The organism is Flavobacterium movens, assembly GCF_039581425.1.
GTDB lineage: Bacteria > Bacteroidota > Bacteroidia > Flavobacteriales > Flavobacteriaceae > Flavobacterium > Flavobacterium luteolum.
This window is the reverse complement of sequence record NZ_JBCPXY010000010.1, coordinates 182,509-201,581: the sequence shown is the minus strand read 5'-3', so window position 1 is coordinate 201,581 and position 19,073 is coordinate 182,509. Positions and strand designations below refer to the sequence as shown.

General features: G+C 33.6%; 15 protein-coding genes and 1 pseudogene. 9 read left to right on the top strand and 7 right to left on the bottom strand.

Going from position 1 to position 19,073, the window contains the following annotated elements; all coding sequences use genetic code 11:
* Positions 1-99: 99 nt before the first annotated feature.
* Positions 100-984, bottom strand: coding sequence for a helix-turn-helix domain-containing protein (locus tag AAYQ05_RS17775; protein WP_343544728.1), 885 nt, complete (start codon positions 982-984; stop codon positions 100-102).
* Between the two features lie 252 nt (positions 985-1,236).
* Positions 1,237-1,899, bottom strand: coding sequence for a delta endotoxin C-terminal domain-containing protein (locus tag AAYQ05_RS17770; RefSeq protein ID WP_343544727.1), 663 nt, complete (start codon positions 1,897-1,899; stop codon positions 1,237-1,239).
* Between the two features lie 604 nt (positions 1,900-2,503).
* Here AAYQ05_RS17770 and AAYQ05_RS17765 point away from each other — a divergent pair.
* The 5 genes from AAYQ05_RS17765 to AAYQ05_RS17745 all read left to right on the top strand — a co-directional run bounded on the left by AAYQ05_RS17765 (position 2,504) and on the right by AAYQ05_RS17745 (position 12,789).
* Positions 2,504-5,590, top strand: coding sequence for a SusC/RagA family TonB-linked outer membrane protein (locus tag AAYQ05_RS17765; RefSeq protein ID WP_343544726.1), 3,087 nt, complete (start codon positions 2,504-2,506; stop codon positions 5,588-5,590).
* Between the two features lie 13 nt (positions 5,591-5,603).
* The gene (locus AAYQ05_RS17760) at positions 5,604-7,568 is read left to right on the top strand and encodes a RagB/SusD family nutrient uptake outer membrane protein (RefSeq protein ID WP_343544725.1); all 1,965 of its coding nucleotides are present in this window, start codon (positions 5,604-5,606) and stop codon (positions 7,566-7,568) included.
* Between the two features lie 399 nt (positions 7,569-7,967).
* Positions 7,968-10,595 (top strand): bifunctional lysylphosphatidylglycerol flippase/synthetase MprF, encoded by a 2,628-nt coding sequence (mprF, locus tag AAYQ05_RS17755; RefSeq protein WP_343544724.1) that lies wholly within the window; start codon positions 7,968-7,970, stop codon positions 10,593-10,595.
* 9 nt (positions 10,596-10,604) lie between these two features.
* Positions 10,605-11,267 carry a DUF998 domain-containing protein gene (locus AAYQ05_RS17750; protein WP_343544723.1) on the top strand — a complete coding sequence of 221 codons (663 nt, stop codon included), beginning with the start codon at positions 10,605-10,607 and terminating at the stop codon, positions 11,265-11,267.
* A gap of 100 nt (positions 11,268-11,367) precedes the next feature.
* Complete coding sequence (locus AAYQ05_RS17745; RefSeq protein WP_343544722.1) at positions 11,368-12,789, top strand: AcvB/VirJ family lysyl-phosphatidylglycerol hydrolase; 1,422 nt, start codon at positions 11,368-11,370, stop codon at positions 12,787-12,789.
* Positions 12,790-12,844: 55 nt separating this feature from the next.
* On the opposite strand, the gene AAYQ05_RS17740 is transcribed toward AAYQ05_RS17745, so the two are convergent.
* Together AAYQ05_RS17740 and AAYQ05_RS17735 are read right to left on the bottom strand one after the other, a co-directional pair.
* Positions 12,845-13,303 (bottom strand): RNA methyltransferase, encoded by a 459-nt coding sequence (locus AAYQ05_RS17740; RefSeq protein ID WP_281632853.1) that lies wholly within the window; start codon positions 13,301-13,303, stop codon positions 12,845-12,847.
* 149 nt (positions 13,304-13,452) lie between these two features.
* On the bottom strand, positions 13,453-14,430 hold the full coding sequence (locus tag AAYQ05_RS17735; protein ID WP_343544721.1) for a GlxA family transcriptional regulator: 978 nt from the start codon (positions 14,428-14,430) through the stop codon (positions 13,453-13,455).
* Positions 14,431-14,567: 137 nt separating this feature from the next.
* On the opposite strand from AAYQ05_RS17735, the gene AAYQ05_RS17730 reads away from it, so the two are divergent.
* Both AAYQ05_RS17730 and AAYQ05_RS17725 read left to right on the top strand, forming a co-directional pair.
* Complete coding sequence (locus AAYQ05_RS17730; RefSeq protein ID WP_343544720.1) at positions 14,568-14,879, top strand: EthD family reductase; 312 nt, start codon at positions 14,568-14,570, stop codon at positions 14,877-14,879.
* A 255-nt stretch (positions 14,880-15,134) separates the two neighbouring features.
* On the top strand, positions 15,135-15,377 hold the full coding sequence (locus AAYQ05_RS17725; protein WP_343544719.1) for a hypothetical protein: 243 nt from the start codon (positions 15,135-15,137) through the stop codon (positions 15,375-15,377).
* Between the two features lie 23 nt (positions 15,378-15,400).
* Here AAYQ05_RS17725 and AAYQ05_RS17720 read toward each other — a convergent pair whose 3' ends face one another.
* A complete protein-coding gene (locus AAYQ05_RS17720) occupies positions 15,401-15,904 on the bottom strand; it encodes a DNA-deoxyinosine glycosylase (protein WP_343544718.1) in 504 nt (167 codons plus the stop codon).
* Positions 15,905-16,167: 263 nt separating this feature from the next.
* Between AAYQ05_RS17720 and AAYQ05_RS17715 the strand changes: the two genes are divergently transcribed.
* Entirely contained in the window at positions 16,168-16,722 is a 555-nt protein-coding gene (locus AAYQ05_RS17715) for a hypothetical protein (protein WP_343544717.1), read from the top strand.
* A 162-nt stretch (positions 16,723-16,884) separates the two neighbouring features.
* Here the strand turns inward: AAYQ05_RS17715 and AAYQ05_RS17710 are convergent.
* Positions 16,885-17,286, bottom strand: a pseudogene (locus tag AAYQ05_RS17710) (biotin synthase BioB); the annotation flags it as partial.
* A 366-nt stretch (positions 17,287-17,652) separates the two neighbouring features.
* Between AAYQ05_RS17710 and AAYQ05_RS17705 the strand changes: the two are divergent.
* A complete protein-coding gene (locus AAYQ05_RS17705; protein ID WP_343544716.1) occupies positions 17,653-18,393 on the top strand; it encodes a DUF6882 domain-containing protein in 741 nt (246 codons plus the stop codon).
* A 196-nt stretch (positions 18,394-18,589) separates the two neighbouring features.
* On the opposite strand, the gene AAYQ05_RS17700 is transcribed toward AAYQ05_RS17705, so the two are convergent.
* Complete coding sequence (locus AAYQ05_RS17700) at positions 18,590-18,994, bottom strand: helix-turn-helix transcriptional regulator (protein ID WP_343544715.1); 405 nt, start codon at positions 18,992-18,994, stop codon at positions 18,590-18,592.
* Positions 18,995-19,073 lie beyond the last annotated feature (79 nt).

The following is a 19,073-nucleotide window of genomic DNA, read 5'->3' as shown; positions in this document are numbered from 1 at the left end:
TTTTTTAAGTAGAGTCTTTTTTAGACAAAAAACGCTTATAACAGGATTTTTAAACATCCTGTTTAAGCGTTTTCTTTTTTTATGAATGAGTTGTAAATCTTAATGCTTTAAAAACTGTGTTCGATAGTCAGAAGGTGATTCTCCTGTCACTTTTTTAAACATACGTGAAAAATAAGAAGGCGATTGAAAATGCAGCTCAAATGCGATTTCTGCTATTTCTTTCGAATTATCTTGTAAAAGAATTTGGCTGTGTTGAATCGTAATTTCGTTTATCCATTGTTTTGGGGCCTTTCCAGTAGTCTCTTTAACGCATTTGTTCAAATAATTGTCTGATATTTTTAATAGATTGGAGTAATAATCTATGTTTTTATGTTGAATATGGTTTTTCTGAACCAATTCCCTAAACTGAAAAGAGATAAAACTTGCACGGCTAAGTGATTTATTGTCTGTGTTTTCTGTTCGTATAATTTTTAATAATGCAGATTGAAGAAGAGATGTAGTGATTGCATTAATATGTTCGGTTTGGTTCAATTCTTCTTCCAGTAATTCAAATAAACGGATAAGCCAATTAATTTGGTTAGGATTTAAAATAGAGAAAGGGGAAGTGTAAAAAAAGTTTAGATCACTTGTAGTCAACGCAATTTCAGTGATGACCTCGTTTTCATAAATAACAAAAAATCCTTCAACATCATCTGATAATTCTAAGGTTGCCGTAAAATTCCCCTGTTTAATACTAAGCGCTTGGTTCGCATTAATTTCAAAAACGGAAGTTTCTAGCTGTTGTTTTACAAATCCTTTTGTAACAAAAATTAGAAAGTTGAAAGTGGTTTGATACGGATTAACTGGTATTACAATTTTCCTTAAATAGTTTTCAATTCGGTACAATTGTACGTTAGAATTATTAAAGAGATTGTGAGTGCTTATATCGGGAAGAAAGAACTTCTTGTACTCATAATTACTAATTAACTTAGGGCTATTTTTCATAGAAACCTCATTTTATAATATAGCTCCGGATGTAAAATGTAGAGATTGCGATACGGAATTAAAAATTAGATTTTAAAACTGTTTTTTGCAGTTAAAATCAAGCCACTAAGATAAGCTTTTTTTTCGGTTTTTAATCTTATATTATTTGAATTTATATCATATAATCCTTGTATTCACGGTCTTTTTCTTGCTTTTTTAAGTTAGCCTTGGAATAGTTTTTTGCAATCTTTTACCATCCATGGTTGTAAACTTTCAATAAGGCGTAAAAATGAGATAATCTAAGTTCATATTGCCGTTCTCAACAATATGCAATGTTACAAGCTGTTTGCCTTTTTTTAGCGTTATGTTTCCAATATTTCCCGAAAAGTTCCAATGGTGCCATTGTCTCCATGCTACAGGATCTTTATCGTCGTGAGTTGAAGTAATTTTGATATTTCCTGTGGCATCTTTTCCATTTACATCAAAAGATAGTACGCCGTCTCCATTTGCGGTATATTGAAGACCTATTTTATATCTCCCGGTTTTCTTTACCTCAACAGTGTAGTTAATCCATTCTTTAGGCTGAGTCCAACCAACATAAAGTTGTTTTAGTTTCACGGGAACTTTACTATATGGGGTATCGTCAATACTGTCCGATTTAGTATATGAAATATCAACACCTTCATTAATTCTAAATTCGTTAAGAGGATTTCCATTTACAGGATTAAGTTTTCCGCTTCCATTATTGACACTATCCAAATCAAAGTAAGCGACTCCCTGTCCGCCTAGGTCATAGAATTCACATTCTATTTTTCCTGGAATTTCCTGTACTTTATATGCGTTAGATTCTTTGGAAGGCTGGCCATTAGAAGAAAGAAGATAGCATCCTGCCAAGAGAGATGTAGAAAAACTAAGTGCTAATAATGTTTTTTTCATAGTTTTTATAATTAGGAAAAGAGACTTGTAAGATAATGATATTGAGTAAGACAAAAAAACTGAGTTGCTTTTTATTTTATTGGCAGTAAGTATTTCTTCATCATTGCTTCCATTGAGCTCTTCAGTAGTTATGTTCACGGATACGCTTTTGCCAATGATACTTCAAAATCACCATAAATAAGCAACCGATTGCTGTAATATGATTACTAAGTGGCTTTATTGTGCAATTTTTGCATTATAATTCATTGTTGTCTGTTTTTTATTGTTTTTTAGGACATTATGATACTATAAAACTGATTTTTAGATAAATTTTTATAATAATGCATTTTGTTTTTTCTTTAATTTTCTATGAATGTTTATTTGTTTTTTAAAACATTACGCAACTTTTTATTGATTTATCATTAAATAATTTAAGTATAAAATAGGTATTATGTTTTTTTATTCTATAATTTTTGAATATTAAACAAAAAAATAATTACACAACCGATTGTTTTTTTGAAAAAAGATATATATTTGTTCAAAAACTTACTATTTATTTCTGAATAATAAGTTCAGATCTCTAACTAAACCATAAACCATATTTTAATTATTTAAATCAATTATTATGACTAACTTTTTTGTTGCAAGTCGATCAAAGCTTCTCAAATGCTTTGGTTTTTTGATCTTAATGTCTGTCTTTTCGATTCACTCGAATGCACAGACAACAGTCACAGGAACAGTCTCAGATGATAAAGGACCTATTCCAGGTGCCAATGTAAATGTAAAAGGGACAAAGACTGGTGTCAGTACAGGTTTTGACGGTACTTATTCTATTGCAGTACCTTCTAACGGAGTGCTGGTCTTTAGTTTTTTAGGTTTCACAAGTCGTGAAGTCGGTGTTAATGGACAGAAAACTATTAACGTAAAATTGCAGGAGGATTCCAATAATCTAAAAGAAGTAGTTGTTATTGGGTATGGAGCCCAGCGCAAGGAAGCAGTTACAGGATCGGTAGCCTCAATCAAAGGAAGTGAAATACGTGAGGTTCCTTCTGCTAATATTACTCAGTCTATGCAGGGACGTCTTCCTGGTGTTCAAATTACACAGACCTCTACAAAACCGGGAGCTGCCATGCAGATCCGTATTCGAGGTACACGTTCATTAACAGCAGGCAATGATCCTTTAGTGGTGCTTGATGGTATTCCGTTTTCAGGAACTCTGGCCGATATAAGTCCTGAAGATATCAAAAGTGTAGATATATTAAAAGATGCATCTGCTACTGCTATTTATGGTTCTAGAGGAGCAAATGGGGTTATTTTGGTAACTAGCAACAGAGGAACGAAAGGACAAAGAACATCTATTGCCTATAATACTTATACAGGATATAAAACCGCTGTCAAGTATCCTATGATGGAAGGACCTAAATATGTTGAATTTCGAAAATTGGCAGGTAAAAATCTTGTAAACGGAATAGATGAAGCTGATGATGTGAACACAGACTGGCAAGATTTATTTTATAGAACAGGAATTGTAACGAATCATGATATTGCAGTTACAGGAGGAACAGAAAACGGCAATTATAATGTTGGAGTTAATTACTATAAAGACCAGGCTGTAATACCAGGATCAGAATATAACAGATATTCTATTCGTGCGGCTTTAGATCAGGAAATTGGCATTTTCAAAATTGGTTTTTCTTCTAATAATAATTACAGTATAACAGACGGTGCTAGTTTGGGAATGTACGGAGTTTTAAGTATGTCGCCAATTGCAAATCCTTATAATGAAGACGGTTCGCTAAAAAGAACCGTAAAAATGCCTCAAGATGAAAACTGGGTTTATACTAAAGAAAGTATGAGAAACCTTGGAGATAAGTGGGCTGATACAAACAAAGCTTTCGGTTCTTATAATTCTATTTACGGCGAACTAAAAATACCAGCTGTTGAAGGTTTAAAAGCTCGTGTGAATCTAGGAGGGAACTACAGAACCAGCAATTCAGGCACTTATACAGGAATAGGAGTTTTTAATGCTAATCCAGACAATCCAAATGTAGCATCTATTGGAAACTCGCAGTCTACAAGCTGGACAGTTGAAACAATGCTGACCTATGATCGTACATTTTCTGAAAAACATAAAATAAATGCATTGGCGATGTATTCGTCAGCACAAGATACGTACAACAGTTCTTTAATTTCAAGAAGAAATATAGCAGGAGATAGTTTTCAGTATTTTAATTTAGGTCAGACTTCTACAGGTGATAATGATGATATTACTATAAATAATGGCAATCAGACTTATACTCAAAGTGGTCTTATTTCGTATATGGCTCGTGCAATGTATTCGTATGCAGATCGCTATATGATTAGCGCAACAGTACGTTCTGATGCTTCTTCTCGTCTAGCGCCTTCTAATCAGTGGCACACTTATCCAGCATTTTCAGCGGGTTGGAATATTAGTAAAGAGTCTTTCATGAAGAATGTAAAGTGGGTAAATGCTTTAAAACTTAGAGGAGGATATGGTCAGACTTCAAATCAGTCCGTGGCACCTTATGCAACTTTAGGTTATTTAAGTACAAGACCTTATAATTTTGGAGCAAGTAATGCCACTGGTTATTATGTTTCGACTCTTCCTAATCCTAATTTAGGATGGGAGTATTCTATCACGTCAAATTTCGGATTAGATTTTTCTCTTTTTAATAACAGGCTTTCAGGAACAGCTGAGTACTATACAACAGATACAAAAGATCTTTTGTTGAGCGTTAATCTTCCTGTAACTTCTGGAGTTAGTTCGTATGTAGGTAATGTTGGATCAACTCAGAATAAAGGTTGGGAGTTAAGTCTTAATGGTGTAATTCTAGACAACTATAATGGATGGACTTGGGATGCAGGTGTTAACATCTATAGCAATAAAAACAAATTGGTATCTCTTGCTTCGGGCATGACAGAAGATCAGAATAACTGGTGGTTTGTTGGAAAACCGCTTAATGTAATTTACGATTATAAAAAAATAGGACTCTGGCAGACCGATGCTGAGGCAAAACAATATGAAGGACCTGCAGGTCAAGCTGGAATGGTAAGAGTTGCTTATACTGGAGATTATAATACTGATGGAACACCTAAGAGATTGATTGGAGCAGAAGACAGACAGGTGTTAAATGCAGATCCAGATTTTCAAGGTGGTTTTAATACAAGAGTGGCCTATAAAAATTTTGATATAAGCGTTGTAGGTCTTTTCCAGAGCGGAGGTATTTTAAACAGTACACTTTACGGTTCTAACGGTTATTTAAATATCAATGACGGAAGACGCGGACAAATTGATGTAGATTACTGGACGCCTGAGAATACCGATGCTCAGTTTCCAAAACCAGGAGGTCCTACAGAAAGTAATAATCCTAAATACGGTTCTACTTTAGGGTATTTTGACGGATCATTTGTTAAGTTAAAAACTATTACCCTTGGTTACAGTCTCAATAAGCAATGGATTAAAAGCGCTGGAATGGAAAAGCTGAAACTTTACTGTACTATTCAGAATCCGTGGGTAATTTATTCACCTTATCATAAAGTATCTGGATTAGATCCTGAAACTAATTCTTATGCAAACGACGCTTCAAATATGGCTGTTGCCTATTCAGGAAACTTAAGCCGTTTGTTAACTGTAGGTTATAACACGCCTCAGTCACGCAATCTGATTTTGGGACTTAGTATAATTTTTTAAACAGAAAACAGCAATGAAACATATTCAAGTAAAAAAATATATTATAACAGCATTTGCTTCAATTTTTCTGGCAGGATGTTCAGATAATATATTAGAAGAAAATCCTAGAGCTATTTTTACCCCAGATTATTTTTCTACTCAAGAAGGAGTAATGGGAGGAATAACATCAATGTACGGCCATTTGAGATATATGTATGGTAGCGGTTATTTTTTAAATACAGGACAGATTGCAACCGATGAATCTACATGGGGACAAAACTCAGATGGGAATGTTAAAAATCTTGACTTTTCTGGAGTAGGAGTAATTAATGCTCAAACAAGTAATACTGGTATAGTCTGGGGGAATACTTTTCCTAATATCAATACGGCAAGTGGTGTAATTGAAAACGCTTCCAAAATTGGAACCATTTCTCCAGCTCTGATTGCTGAAGCAAGATTTTTTAGAGCTTTTGACTACTTCTTATTAGTACAGACTTTTGGAGGTGTGCCATTAGATTTGGGAGCAGGAGAATTGAGATTTAATTCTTCTACAGTAAGAACTTCTGTGCGAAATACGGTTCCAGAAGTTTATAGCAAAGCGATATTTCCAGATTTAAGACAAGCGGTTGAAGACTTGCCAGTAACAGGACGTGTGACTGGAGGTCTTACTAAAACAGCTGCACGTTTTTATCTTGCCAAAGCATATCTAACATTTGCATGGTGGCTAGAAAATCCGAATAATATCCCTACTTATCCTTTAGCCGACCGCAAAGATTTAGATGGGCATGATGCAGCTTGGTATTATCAGCAAGCTTATAACGTTGCAGTAGAAGCGATAAATAATCCTGGACCTTTCGGATTAGTGTCTTCTTTTTACGAAGTAAGTGTTGGTAAAAATGACCGCAATAAAGAAATGCTGCTGTATGCAGATCATACAGAGACCAGTTCTCTTTATAACGGAGGTGATATCGGTTATAGTGGCGGAGGTTTTAGCACAGATTATTTTGCTGGATGGTTTGGTCAGTTTAATTATACTGGTGTAAGAAGTTCTTCAAGCAGCACCGGTTGGGCTGCGGTAAGTTCTGTGCAGCGTGAAGCAGAACAGCATTTAGGAAGACCATGGACGATGCTTGCGCCTCCTATTGAAGTGTTTAAAAAGACATTTGCCGATAAAACAAATGATTCTAGATATGACGGAACTTTCACTACAGTATATCGTGGAAACTGGGCGAAAGCAGGAATTAGTTCGCCAGTATTGTATAATGCCAATTATCTTCCTATTTCAAACGGAGATCCAGTTCTTACCTTTTTAAATAATGATACTCCCGGTATTGATTATTCTAATTCTGTATTTAACAGTTCAATTGGTGCAGGAGTTCTTCCTGGAAGAGCAGATTTTGTAATTGAGCCAAGCGTAATCTCTAGAATATGTTATCCAGGAAATTGGAAATTAGGCCCATATCGTACAGATAACGGAACAGGTTTAGGTTCTCCTAACGGAAGCAGTACGCGTCCGTTTCCAATAGCTAAATTCTCTGAGTTGTATTTTATAGCTGCAGAAGCCGCTGTTAAAGGAGCTTCAGTGCAAGGAGGAAAAACAGCAAGAGATTTGATTAATGTTATTCGCGCTCGTGCTGGAAAATGGACTTTTGATAATAATGGCAATAAAGTTAAAACGCAGGACAACAGTGCTGCGATGACGGCTGCTACTCCTTTAATTATTGATATTGATTATATTCTTGCAGAACGTTCTCGTGAATATTTTGGAGAAGGCTATAGATGGTATGATCTCGTACGCACGCAAAAATGGACCCAATACGGAAATTCATTTTCAATTGCGGGAGCTACTAATCCAAACGATTGGAAAGATCATAGCGTTAAGGTGTTTACAAGAACAATTGCTCCTGAGAATTACCTTCGTCCAATACCAACAAGCCAGCTCGACGGGATGCAGATGACGCCTGAAGAAAAAGCAGCCTATCAGAATCCTGGCTATTAATATTTTTTATAATAGGTTAGTTTAAGTTAGTTGAAAATAGATATTTTGAAATTGAAATGTCTATTAAGTAAAAGCATTAACGGCAGTTTGCCGTAAAAGAAGCCGAGAAGGAGTATTGTAAATAGATCTCATTGGCTTTGTGAAAATGCTTTTTAAGCAGGAGCAAAAGTTTATCTTTTGCTCCTTTTTATTTTATGTGAATTTAAAGCAGTTGAATTAGTTCCGCCATGATAAAAGTTTAAATATTAAAAAGTCAAAGAAACTCTCTTTGTAATCATTTTCGTTGCTCCTTATTCTTTCAAATTACTAATTATGCAATTCAATTTAAAATTGTTGTACATTTATGTAAGGTTTCATCTATGTTTTTTATGAGTCACTTATTCTGCATAATAGTATAATATGAACGGATTAATAGCGCCCAATAGATTGTATAGTTTTTTTAAAGCAAGAAAAGGAATCTCTTTCTTACGGGAGAATGATAAAATTATCAGACAGTTTATATTTACCATTTTCTTTATTGGAATTGGAATCTGGTTTATTAAACATGAAAACTCGGAATTAAAAGAAGTAAAAAATGTGCTGGCTGATGCTCAAAGTTTCTGGATTTTATTCGGAATAGCTCTAGCTGTTTTTTATATAATACTTCAGGCCCTAATGTACTTTGCTTCCTTTAAAGCGGTTCAAAGCAAAATATCATTTAAACAAGCGCTAATTTTATTTCTTAAACGAAATTTTATCAGTGTTTTTCTTCCTGCTGGTGGAATTTCTTCTTTGGCATTTTTTACAAAATCTATCAAAAAGAGCGGAGTCAAACCTATTCATATCCATTTTGCCTCATTAATCTATGGTTTTGTTGGAATACTATCAGTAATAATTGTAGCAATACCAGCTTTAATTTACTCTCTCTTTCAAGGAACTTTAGGAGCTGGTATATGGTATGCTTTTGCAGCAGTAGTGGGATTAAGTATTCTTGTTTTTTTTATTTATACTTCAATTATAAATAAAGGAACTATCTATCGTTTTGTAGTGAAGATTTCACCTTCGTCAGAGATATTTATTGAAGATTTCAGAAACAATAAAATAAACAAGAATCAATTTCTGCAAGTTGTTTTTTACTCCCTAATTATTGAATTTGTTGGTATAGCGCATTTGTATGTAGCCATGATTGCATTGGGTTTTACACCCTCGCTGGCTGCTGCCGCAGTAGGCTATATTATTTCAGTTATATTTTTGATTGTTTCTCCTTTTCTTCGTGGACTTGGCGCCATTGAGATTTCAATGAGTTTTATATTGATACAATTTGGTTTTGAGAACGTTAATGCTATTGCCATTACTTTTTTGTATCGTTTTTTTGAATTTTGGGTTCCCCTGCTCGCTGGTGCGGCGCTTTTCTTATTTAGTGCTAATAATATATTGATGAGAATTATACCTTCTTTTCTGCTTTTTATTTTAGGTTTAATAAATATAGTTTCAGTATTAACGCCTGCTATTTCAGAACGTTTGCATGCATTAGAAAATTTTATTCCCATTTCGGCTATTAAAGCATCGAATTACTTTGTCATTACTGCTGGTTTGTTTATGCTTGTAAATGCTACTTTCATGCTTAAAGGATTACGAACAGCTTGGTGGTTTGCCGTTTTCTTGACAAGTATTTCTGCTATTGGACATCTTACTAAGGCAATTGATTATGAAGAGGCCGTAATTGCTTTAATTGTATTGTTGACTTTAATTTTTACCAGAAAAGAATATTATATTAAAAGTGATTCACACTTCCAGAGTATAGGCTTCAAAACCGTTTTAATTAGTATTATCGCTGTTTTGGTATACAGTATTCTAGGATTTTATTTTTTGGATAAAAAACATTTTAATATTGATTTTAATTGGTTTGAATCGATTAAGTACGGACTTCAGAATTATTTCTTAATAGGAAGTTCAGATTTAGTTCCTTTAGATCGTTTTGCAAGACGCTTTTTGCTTTCTATAAAGATATGCGGATTTTTATCATTGGGATTTTTAATTTTTGCCCTAATTAGGCCTTATACAATAAAAAAGAAAGCTGTAGAAAATGATTTTATAATGGCAGATGAAATCATGAAACAATATGGAAATTCAGCTCTCGATTATTTTAAAACATACAATGACAAAGTTATTTTCATAGCTGCCAGTAAAAAAGCTTTTTTAGCATATCGCGTAACAGATAATTTTGCTGTGGTTTTGGAGAGTCCAGTTGCGGAATCGGAAAATGAAATAAAAAAATGCATCCTAGAGTTCGATGATTATTGTTATGAGAACGGATTAAAAAGCATTTATTATCGTGTTTCAGAAGAAAGTATAGTCCTGTTTCATTCACTAAACAAAAAGACTTTGTTTATAGGACAGGAAGGAGTTGTAGATTTAAGCACATTTAGTTTAGAAGGAGGCGCCAAAAAATCACTTCGTAATGCGGTTAGCAAAGTACAAGAAAAAGGATTTATTGCAACGATACATACTGCACCGATTAAGGATGGATTATTACAGAAAATAAAAGCAGTTAGTGATGAATGGCTTGCTGATACAGGAAGGAGTGAAATAATTTTTTCGCAAGGAAGATTTGATTGGGAAGAGCTAAAACAGCAGACTATTATTACTGTAGAAAATACAGAAGAGAAAATAGTAGCATTTCTAAATGTAATTCCGGATTACGCGAAAGATGAAGGTACTTACGATTTGATCCGAAAAACCACTGATGCGCCGAATGGTATTATGGATTTTATTCTTTTGGAGCTTTTTAAGTATTTAAAATCTCAAGGTTGCACAAAAGTAAATTTAGGATTGGCCGCAATGAGCGGATTAGAAGAAGCAGAAACATTTCCTGAAAAATCTATGAAATTTGCCTATGAACGAATTAAGTTCTTTTCACATTATAAAGGACTGCGTGATTTTAAAGAAAAATTTTCACCAGTTTGGTATAATAAATATCTGGTGTATTCTCATGATTATGATTTGGTGCAAGTGCCAATAATCTTAAATAAAGTAGTTAAACCTTAATTGAAAGCGATGGAAGTTACGAATGCGAAGAATTTAAATGAGATCAAAATCGTGGCTTTGTTGTGCATTTTAGTATGCATACTAGATTTTATTGTATTATTTGTTTTAGGCGATTATTATCCAGGTTACAGTCAGTTAAAAAATACAATAAGTTCTTTAGGAGCTTCAGCAAGTCCTGTGTCTGAAATAATTTCAGTATGGTGGATATTTATTGGAATTGTTTTTATTTTTTTCGGATTTCATCTTAAAAGCGCATTTAACCGTCAAACAAAAAATGTCAGTATCGCTTCTTGGCTGATTATTTTGTATGGATTAGGTGAAGGAATTGGTTCAGGTGCATTTAAAGCAGATAGAATAGAAGGGAGAATGACAAGCTCATTTATACTGCATAATATTGCTGGAGGCATCGGAGTTTTGGCAGCATTGCTTTTACCGCTATTTATGAGCAAAGTAATCTCAAAAACCGAAAGCCGTTTTTTTTATCTGTTCTCGTACATAGTGTTTGTTGTTGGGCTTATTACAACGCTTTTGTTTACAATTCGATTTTCTTCAAATGAAAATGATTTCATAGTCCTTTACAAAGGCTTGTGGCAGAGACTTTTTCTTTTAAATCTTTATATCTACTTTATTGCAGTTTCGATTATAATGTTTAATAAAAAAAGTATCGTTTAACACATTGGCTAGCATTATATAATAAGAAAGATGTTTCTATAAATTCAAAATAATTGCGCACAACAGTTAGTTTAATTTCATAATGTAAAAAAGTAATTAAATGAAGAAAATTGTAATTATCATTCTGCACCTTTTTATTTTTAATTTCAATGCATTTGCTTTAGTAGCCGATACTATAAAAGTAGGAGCCTTTGGAAAAGTAATTATTTACAAACCTAAAGTTACGCCTATTGCAGTAGTTTTATTTGTTTCTGGCGATGGAGGTTGGAACAGTGGTGTTGTAGATATGGCAAAAAGTATTGTCGATCAAGGAGCCTTGGTGGCAGGTGTTGATATTCAGCATTACTTTAAAGCAATCAAAAAAGAAAAAACAAAATGCTACTATCCGGCAGGAGATTTTGAAGAGTTGAGTATGATTTTGCAGAAGAAGTTAAAGATGAATCAATATCTAAAACCAATTTTGGTTGGATATTCTTCTGGAGCGACTCTGGTTTATGGAATGCTGGCTCAGGCTCCAGCAAATACTTTTAATGGAGCAATTGCTTTAGGTTTCTGCCCTGATATTGAAACAGACAGAACATTGTGCGACGGTTCTGGTTTGACGTCACATGTTTTAAAAGAAGGAAAAGCTTATTATCTTGAAAAAACGGAAAAATTGACCGCACCCTTTATAGTTTTGCAGGGAACTACAGATCAAGTTTGTAATTATGCAGATACCAAAAAGTATATGGATGGACTGAAACAGGGAAAGTTAGTATCATTGCCAAAAGTAGGTCATGGATTTTCTGTTACAAAAAATTGGTTGCCACAATTTATAGAAGCTTATAAGCAGATATTAAACACACCAAGTTATGCGAAACAAAAATTGGAGCAGAATTCTTTATTAAAAGAACAGCATTTTGAAATGCCAGTAACAGTGATTCCCGCTAAAATTAAAGATGAATCATTGCCAATCGCATTTTTGATTTCTGGTGATGGAGGATGGACGAGCTTTGATCAATCGTTTGGAGAAACTCTGGCAGATAAAGGAGTTGCAGTAATAGGATTAGATGCACAGAAATATTTTTGGAATTCAAAAACTCCTGTAGAAACCGCAAGCGCAATATCAAAAACTGTTGAATATTATTTGCAGCAATGGAACAAAAAGACATTTATACTTGTAGGTTATTCATTTGGAGCATCTGTTGTGCCATTTACGGCCGCAAATATATCTGAAGCTTTAAAAGGAAAACTAATGGGAGTTTATGCTCTATCTCCTGATATAAAAGCTGATTTCGAAATTCATATTGCTGATATGTTAAGTATGGAAAGTTCCAGCGATAATTATGATGTTGTTTCTGAAATGAAGAAAATTAAAATCTACAATCCAGTTTGTTTCTTTGGAAATGAAGAAGATGCTGAAATTCGCAATCATTTCTCAGAAGCGGGGATTAAAATTATCGAAATTCCAGGTTCTCACCATTACGATAATGATTTTTCCAAAATAACTGAAAGTATACTTTATTCGGTAAGAAAGCTTTAGTTGCTAATTAATCTTTATATTTTTTATTAGATAATGGGAAAACTATTGCGATTTTTTAAGAACGCGGTTTAGACAAATTTCTATCGTACATCACAATGGTTCCTGCTACGGCGACATTCAAACTCTTTTCTGATTTGAATTTCACCAAATGATGGCACTTTTCCATTACTTTTTTAGATAAGCCGTGATCTTCTGCACCCAAAATATAAACGCAGCGTCTCGGGTGTTCAAAGGTTTCTAGGTCGGAAGCATTTTCAGATAATTCGACTCCAACTAATCTTGCCCCTTTAGGTAAGTTTTCGAAAAATGCCTCGAAAGTATCGTAATGAAAATAAGGAATTGCTTTAACTGCATCGTGTGTATCACAAGCTTGTTTAGCATATCGATTTCCTATGGTAAATATAAAAGTAGCCCCTAAGTTTTGAGCCGATCTCCACAAAACACCTAAGTTTTCTGGCGTTTTACCATTTTGTATTCCTATACCAAAGTATTCATTTATAAAATTATCATTCATAAGCGCAAAAGTACAAACTGTATGGAGATAAATCAATTTTTTGTTTTGACAGAGGAATAGAAAGACAACAAAGCAAAAGAGTTAAGAAATTCAGACTATCTAAATTATTTTAAAAATCTACTTTCGCTTGATCTAAAGCGCAATGAGATTTAGGCTGCGCCTTTATGGTATTTCTTTTTGTATTCTATAGGTGCAATTCCCGTAATTTTTTTAAATGCATCGCGAAAAGCTTTTATGTCAGAATAACCCACTTCGTACATCACTTCATTTACCGTTTTTCGGTCTGATTCAAAGGCTTTTTTGGCCGCTTCTATTTTTACCCTTTGCTGATATTCGCTCGGAGTATTTCCTGTCGCTCTTATAAATCTTCGGTCAAAATTTCTTCTGCTTACGTTAAACCTGTTAGAAAGATCACTCATAGACAGTTTTTCGCCCAGATTTTGTTCTATAAAAGATTGCGCATGCAATACCATTTCATCTTCATGCTTTTTCTGACCTGAGAAAATAATAAATTGCGATTGCGTACTTCGATTCATTTCAATCTGAAATACTTTTGCGCAATAAATTGCTGTAGTTCTACCGTAATATTTTTCAATAAGATAAATCATCAGATTCAAAAAAGAATAAGCACCACCATTGGTATAAATTCCATTTTCGTCTGTAATTAGTTCGTCAATTCTAAGATTTATTTTTGGAAACATCTTACTGAAATTTTCCTTAACAGACCAGTGCGTAGAACAGCTTTTTCCATCAAGAAGTCCCGATGCGGCGAGCATGAAAGCTCCAGTGCAAATAGTCGCGATTTCGGCACCTTTTCTATACTGTTTTTGTAGCCACAGCACTAATTCTTCATTATGTTCAAGAGCAAGATTATAATTGTGGTTTAATGACGGAATGATAATCAAATCGGTTTTACTAACCTGCGAAATATTTAAATGAGGTTTCACAGTAAAAATTCCCTGATTGAATTCTACTTTCTCAGAAATTCCGGCAAGCTGAATATGAAACAATTCTTTTTTGCCATTTGCTCTATTAAAAGCATTTGCTTTTGTAAAGATTTCGTACGCGCCAGAAATACTCGAAAGATTATTGTCTCCTTCAGGAACTATAATGATAAGTTGTTTCATGATATTTTTATATAAAGATACTAAAAGTCATTGTCCAAATACACCTCTAAGAATGTCTAGTTTTCATATTATAAAGTTCAGTATTTGCTTTTAATTTTACTTTAAGTATTATCTAATCAATATAATAAAACAGTATTATGGCAAAAATGACAGTAATTTACAAAACTCCAAAAGACACTGCTTTTTTTGAAAAACATTATTATGAAGTGCATATTCCTTTGGCAAAAAAACTTCCTGGAATTATAAAATATGAAGTAAGCAATGGATCTGTCTTATCGCTTACAGGACATTTAGATGTATATCTTGTGGCTAATTTATATTTCGATTCTTTAGAAGCCATGATGGAATCTTTTAAGTCAGATATCGGACAGCAATGCGCTGTCGATCGCAGAATTCTAGCCAATGACGATGAGGTACAGATTTATGTGTATGATGTAAAAAATACCTAATTTTTCATTGTTTCATTTTAACGGTTCAAGGTTCATTTTACTATTTCTGGTTTCAGATTATAATCTGAAACCATTTCCAGAGGCTCAGGCAGGAGGATTAAAGTTTTTCATTTTAATTTTAAGTATTATTTATTTCAAAGCAGTTTTTCTATATGCAGAGAAATGAATTGAAATATATACAGTTACTTATAATTGAGTATGTGTATATGAACTTATAAGGTAAAACAAAGTATTAATCTAAATACAATCCAACCTATGGCCGCTATTCCTGACGAATTGTATAATGTTAAGTTTGCAGCATACTTTGATTCAATGAAAGAATTGTATATACTCGACCAAAAATTTAAAGTAATGTGTGATGCTTACTGCGTTAGCACAGCTAAAACAGAGTTATACAAAGATAGGAGCGAAAAAAATTTCAGACGCCGAATGAAGTTTGAGAATCTGTCAAGAGAATTAGAGGAAGAAATACTTTTTTATATTATGCGAAACAGATAATTCTGCCTGAAATTATTTTGTAATTAACCCTCATGTTTAGAAAGGGCTATTTCAGATACGGCTTTCCATTGTTCCATTTTTTCTGCTTTAGTTAAACCCGCGTTTAGTCCACTTGTGGAGGGCAGCGTTGTATAAGTTATTCCTTCCTGCGGTATAGTATGTTTATGAAAGTATTTTGTGGCAGCTTTGCTTTCAAAAAAGACATGTTTTATATTTGGAAACTGTTTGTGCAGGCTCTCAAAATCGTTAAGAATTTCTTCTGTTATTTTAGCGTCGCTACTTCCTTCTCTTTTACAGCTTTTAAGAACATTCCAAAGACCAATATTGTATTTTGTTAGCAATGCTTTTCGATCTTCATAAGAAGTGCTGAATTCTTCATCAAAAATAGCAAACAGAATTTTCCAGAAAAGATTGCCTTTGTTGGCGTAGTATTGCTGCTTCGCAATAGACTGTTCGCCCGCCATAGTGCCCATAATTAGAATAATTGTGGAATTATCTATTAATGGATGAAGGGCTTTTTTATACATGTTTTTGACTTCTTTCTTCTTTGTTCTCGTAAAATTACCAATAAAGATTTGAAATGAGAAGAAGACTTAAAAATCAATAAATGTCTTTAACTTGTATTAGATTTTGTTTTTAAAGAAAAAACTTTTAGATATTTACGCCTTAAAAGAAACTAATGTGGCGCAAAGTCAGTCCCGAAAGCTTTCGGGATTACGCAGCGCTAATTAAGAACATTTTGTGGAGCAGGGGGGGATGGATGAAATAAAAGAACAAAAAGTAAAAAATAATGAAACAAAAATTAAAAAAAGAATTTTATAAAACGATTGGATTTGCAGTGTTTATATTTGTATTGACATTTTTCTTTTTTAAAGAATATGTTCTCCAATCTTCTTCAATTTTAGGAAGTCTTTTTTCTAGTATTATAGGTGTACTTTTAACTTTTGGCCTCACATGGTTCTTAAAAAATAGATCCCTCTTTCAAATGCTTATGGTTATCCTGATTTATATTTTTTTTATTGCGCTCTTTGCTTATTCCCAAAAAAACAATTCAATAACGGATAGCCCTGTTATTAAAACAAATATAAATTCTGTTTGTGGCAACTGGGTTACAAAGGAAAATGGCTTAATTCTTAAACTGAATATTAGCGGTAAGGCACTGAAAATGAATTTTTATCCTAATAATAAACAATTGTTTTTTGAGTATGAAATGAACGATAACGTAATTGATTTTTTTAATGATGATGATGTGTCTAGTTTTCAATGGAAAATTCTGAAGCTAACAAGTGATTCATTAGTTGTACTTGAAAAAAAACAGATTTTAAAATTTAAAAAGGAAAAATAAGGGCAACGTACAACGCTCCCCTGTTCCCGAAGTGTTCAACTGAAAAGGTGCGAAAACGACATTTGCGCAGCAAAGAAAAGTTTTTACAAAAAAACTGCACGATTCTGAAAGCTTTCGAAATTGTGCAGTTTTACGGGCTATAAAGGGTGATAAAAATTTGTTTTAGACTATCGAACAAGCACTTTTATTTTCTTTAACCAAAGGCTTAAGTCCAAGATTTTGAAACATCTGCATATCTTCAGACAATCCTGGATTTGGTGTTACCAATAAAGTTTCGCGTTCCCCAGTAAAAATAGAATTGGCTCCTGCCATAAAACACCAAGCTTGTTCTTCTTCGGTCATTTCGATACGTCCGGCGCTCAAACGAACAATAGAAGCAGGCATCACAATACGCGCTGTAGCTATCATTCGAACCATATCCCAAATAGGCACTTTCGGATTGTTTTCTAGCGGAGTTCCTTTTACTCTGGCCAAGGCATTTACAGGAACAGATTCAGGATGAACAGGCATTGTTGCCAAAGTTAGCAGCATAGAAACTCTATCGGCATTAGATTCTCCAAGACCCCGCTCTCCGAAGAGTTCAACTGAAAAGCTGCGCAAATGTCTCTGACCCCCCGCTCTCCGAAGAGTTCAACTGAAAAGCTGCGCAAATGTCTCTGACTTTGCGCAATTTTTTTTGTAGTTATTAGAATTTTGATACATCACAAAAGTCTCCGACTTTTTCCGTTCATACCTTGTTAGAATTTTTTCATTAGGAATTTTTTTGTTTTAAAGTCAGAGACTTTAAGAACGTGTATGTTTTTAAGTACATTTGTTTGAAAAGCGTAAAGTCGGAGACATTTGCGCAGCGTTAATTAAGAACACTTTGCGGAGCAGGGTTTGTGATTTGCTGATACATTTACAGCTAGAATTACTATAAAAACATTTGATATGACATATGAAGATTTCTTAACAGATTGTTTTGCTGAACTACAAAAAATGCAAGATGATTTAAATAAAGCGTACGATATTAATTCTTTTACAAGTTGGAATTATGACCAGCCGAGTGGCATTATTACACTATCTAAGCCTGATAAAACTATTAATTTCAGATATTATCAAGTTGGCACTTATTCCACAGAATCGAAAACTTGGAAATGGTCTTGGGACAATGAAAATACATCTAAAAACGTAGTCGCTGATATTGAAAAAATTAAAGGTTTTGGAATTGCAAATAGCTATGAGAATCTAATGAATGGGGAATTTCCATCTTATGATGAGATAGGATGGGAATTATCTTCTATCTGCTGTAATTTAATAGGCGGTATTGGCGTGTATAGGCCTGTTGTTGATCACTTAAAAATTCACATTGTATTAACTGAAATGATTGATAATGATTTAGCCGAAAGGGAAAAGACCAAATATGTTGATTGCGAAAATCATGAGAGAAGAAGAAGGGCATTTATCTGCCAGCATTTAAAGGAAGGAAGTAAAAATGGATTTGAAGAATCATTTGAAACATTTGAAGATATGGAATTCGAATATGAGGATGATGATTTTGTGGCTTGGTGTAACGAATGTGAAAAATTGAGAGTCGAAGAAGGTGGTTTGTCAGAAAAATGCTGGGAAGAAGGCAAATTTAAAATTGTTTGCGAAAAATGCTATTTCAAAATTAAAGAAACAAATACCTAAAAATCAGATTACATTCTATTCCCGCTCTCCTAAGAGTTCCTAATGAAAAGCTACGCAAATCTCGAAAGCTTTCGGGACTGACTTTGCGCAATTTATTTGTCTTAGAAATTGTAATCTTGATTAGTTTTTTTATAAAGACATAAAAAAAGAGAGACTTTAGAGTCTCTCTTTTATTGAACTAATATTGTAATAAATATTATTTACCAATTAATTTCTCAAGCCTGGCCATCATTTCATCTTTCTCTTTTAGCATACGTTCAAACAAAGCAATTTTCTCTTCATGAAGTTTTTTGATTTCCTCAATTGGATTGTTATTAAAAACTTCAATTCGGTTATTGAACATTGAATTATCTGAGAAATTACATGAAATTAAATTAACGGCTTGTTCCTCATCAAAATTTTGAAAAGCTTCAACAGGAATTTTTAATATAGCTGAGATTTGTCTAAGCAGACTCTCTTCAATTGTATCTTTTTGTTCCAGCATAGAAATCTTCTTTTGGCTCCAGTCTTCTCCAAGATCATAAGCCAATGCTTCTTGCTTAATGTTAAGCATTTCTCTGAAGCGTTTTATGTTTCTTCCCTGATGAATTTTCTGTTCCATATTGCGTTTTATTTTTCTATTGGCTCAAAGATAAAGCCATTTTGATGAACTTCAAAGATAGAAAAATATCCAATAAAAT

Bases quoted from the DNA above. Each gene is read 5' to 3' on its own strand.
- AAYQ05_RS17775 (WP_343544728.1), bottom strand. From the start codon at position 984: ATGAAAAATAGCCCTAAGTTAATTAGTAATTATGAGTACAAGAAGTTC.
- AAYQ05_RS17770 (WP_343544727.1), bottom strand. From the start codon at position 1,899: ATGAAAAAAACATTATTAGCACTTAGTTTTTCTACATCTCTCTTGGCA.
- AAYQ05_RS17765 (WP_343544726.1), top strand. From the start codon at position 2,504: ATGACTAACTTTTTTGTTGCAAGTCGATCAAAGCTTCTCAAATGCTTT.
- AAYQ05_RS17760 (WP_343544725.1), top strand. From the start codon at position 5,604: ATGAAACATATTCAAGTAAAAAAATATATTATAACAGCATTTGCTTCA.
- mprF (WP_343544724.1), top strand. From the start codon at position 7,968: ATGAACGGATTAATAGCGCCCAATAGATTGTATAGTTTTTTTAAAGCA.
- AAYQ05_RS17750 (WP_343544723.1), top strand. From the start codon at position 10,605: ATGGAAGTTACGAATGCGAAGAATTTAAATGAGATCAAAATCGTGGCT.
- AAYQ05_RS17745 (WP_343544722.1), top strand. From the start codon at position 11,368: ATGAAGAAAATTGTAATTATCATTCTGCACCTTTTTATTTTTAATTTC.
- AAYQ05_RS17740 (WP_281632853.1), bottom strand. From the start codon at position 13,303: ATGAATGATAATTTTATAAATGAATACTTTGGTATAGGAATACAAAAT.
- AAYQ05_RS17735 (WP_343544721.1), bottom strand. From the start codon at position 14,430: ATGAAACAACTTATCATTATAGTTCCTGAAGGAGACAATAATCTTTCG.
- AAYQ05_RS17730 (WP_343544720.1), top strand. From the start codon at position 14,568: ATGGCAAAAATGACAGTAATTTACAAAACTCCAAAAGACACTGCTTTT.
- AAYQ05_RS17725 (WP_343544719.1), top strand. From the start codon at position 15,135: ATGGCCGCTATTCCTGACGAATTGTATAATGTTAAGTTTGCAGCATAC.
- AAYQ05_RS17720 (WP_343544718.1), bottom strand. From the start codon at position 15,904: ATGTATAAAAAAGCCCTTCATCCATTAATAGATAATTCCACAATTATT.
- AAYQ05_RS17715 (WP_343544717.1), top strand. From the start codon at position 16,168: ATGAAACAAAAATTAAAAAAAGAATTTTATAAAACGATTGGATTTGCA.
- AAYQ05_RS17705 (WP_343544716.1), top strand. From the start codon at position 17,653: ATGACATATGAAGATTTCTTAACAGATTGTTTTGCTGAACTACAAAAA.
- AAYQ05_RS17700 (WP_343544715.1), bottom strand. From the start codon at position 18,994: ATGGAACAGAAAATTCATCAGGGAAGAAACATAAAACGCTTCAGAGAA.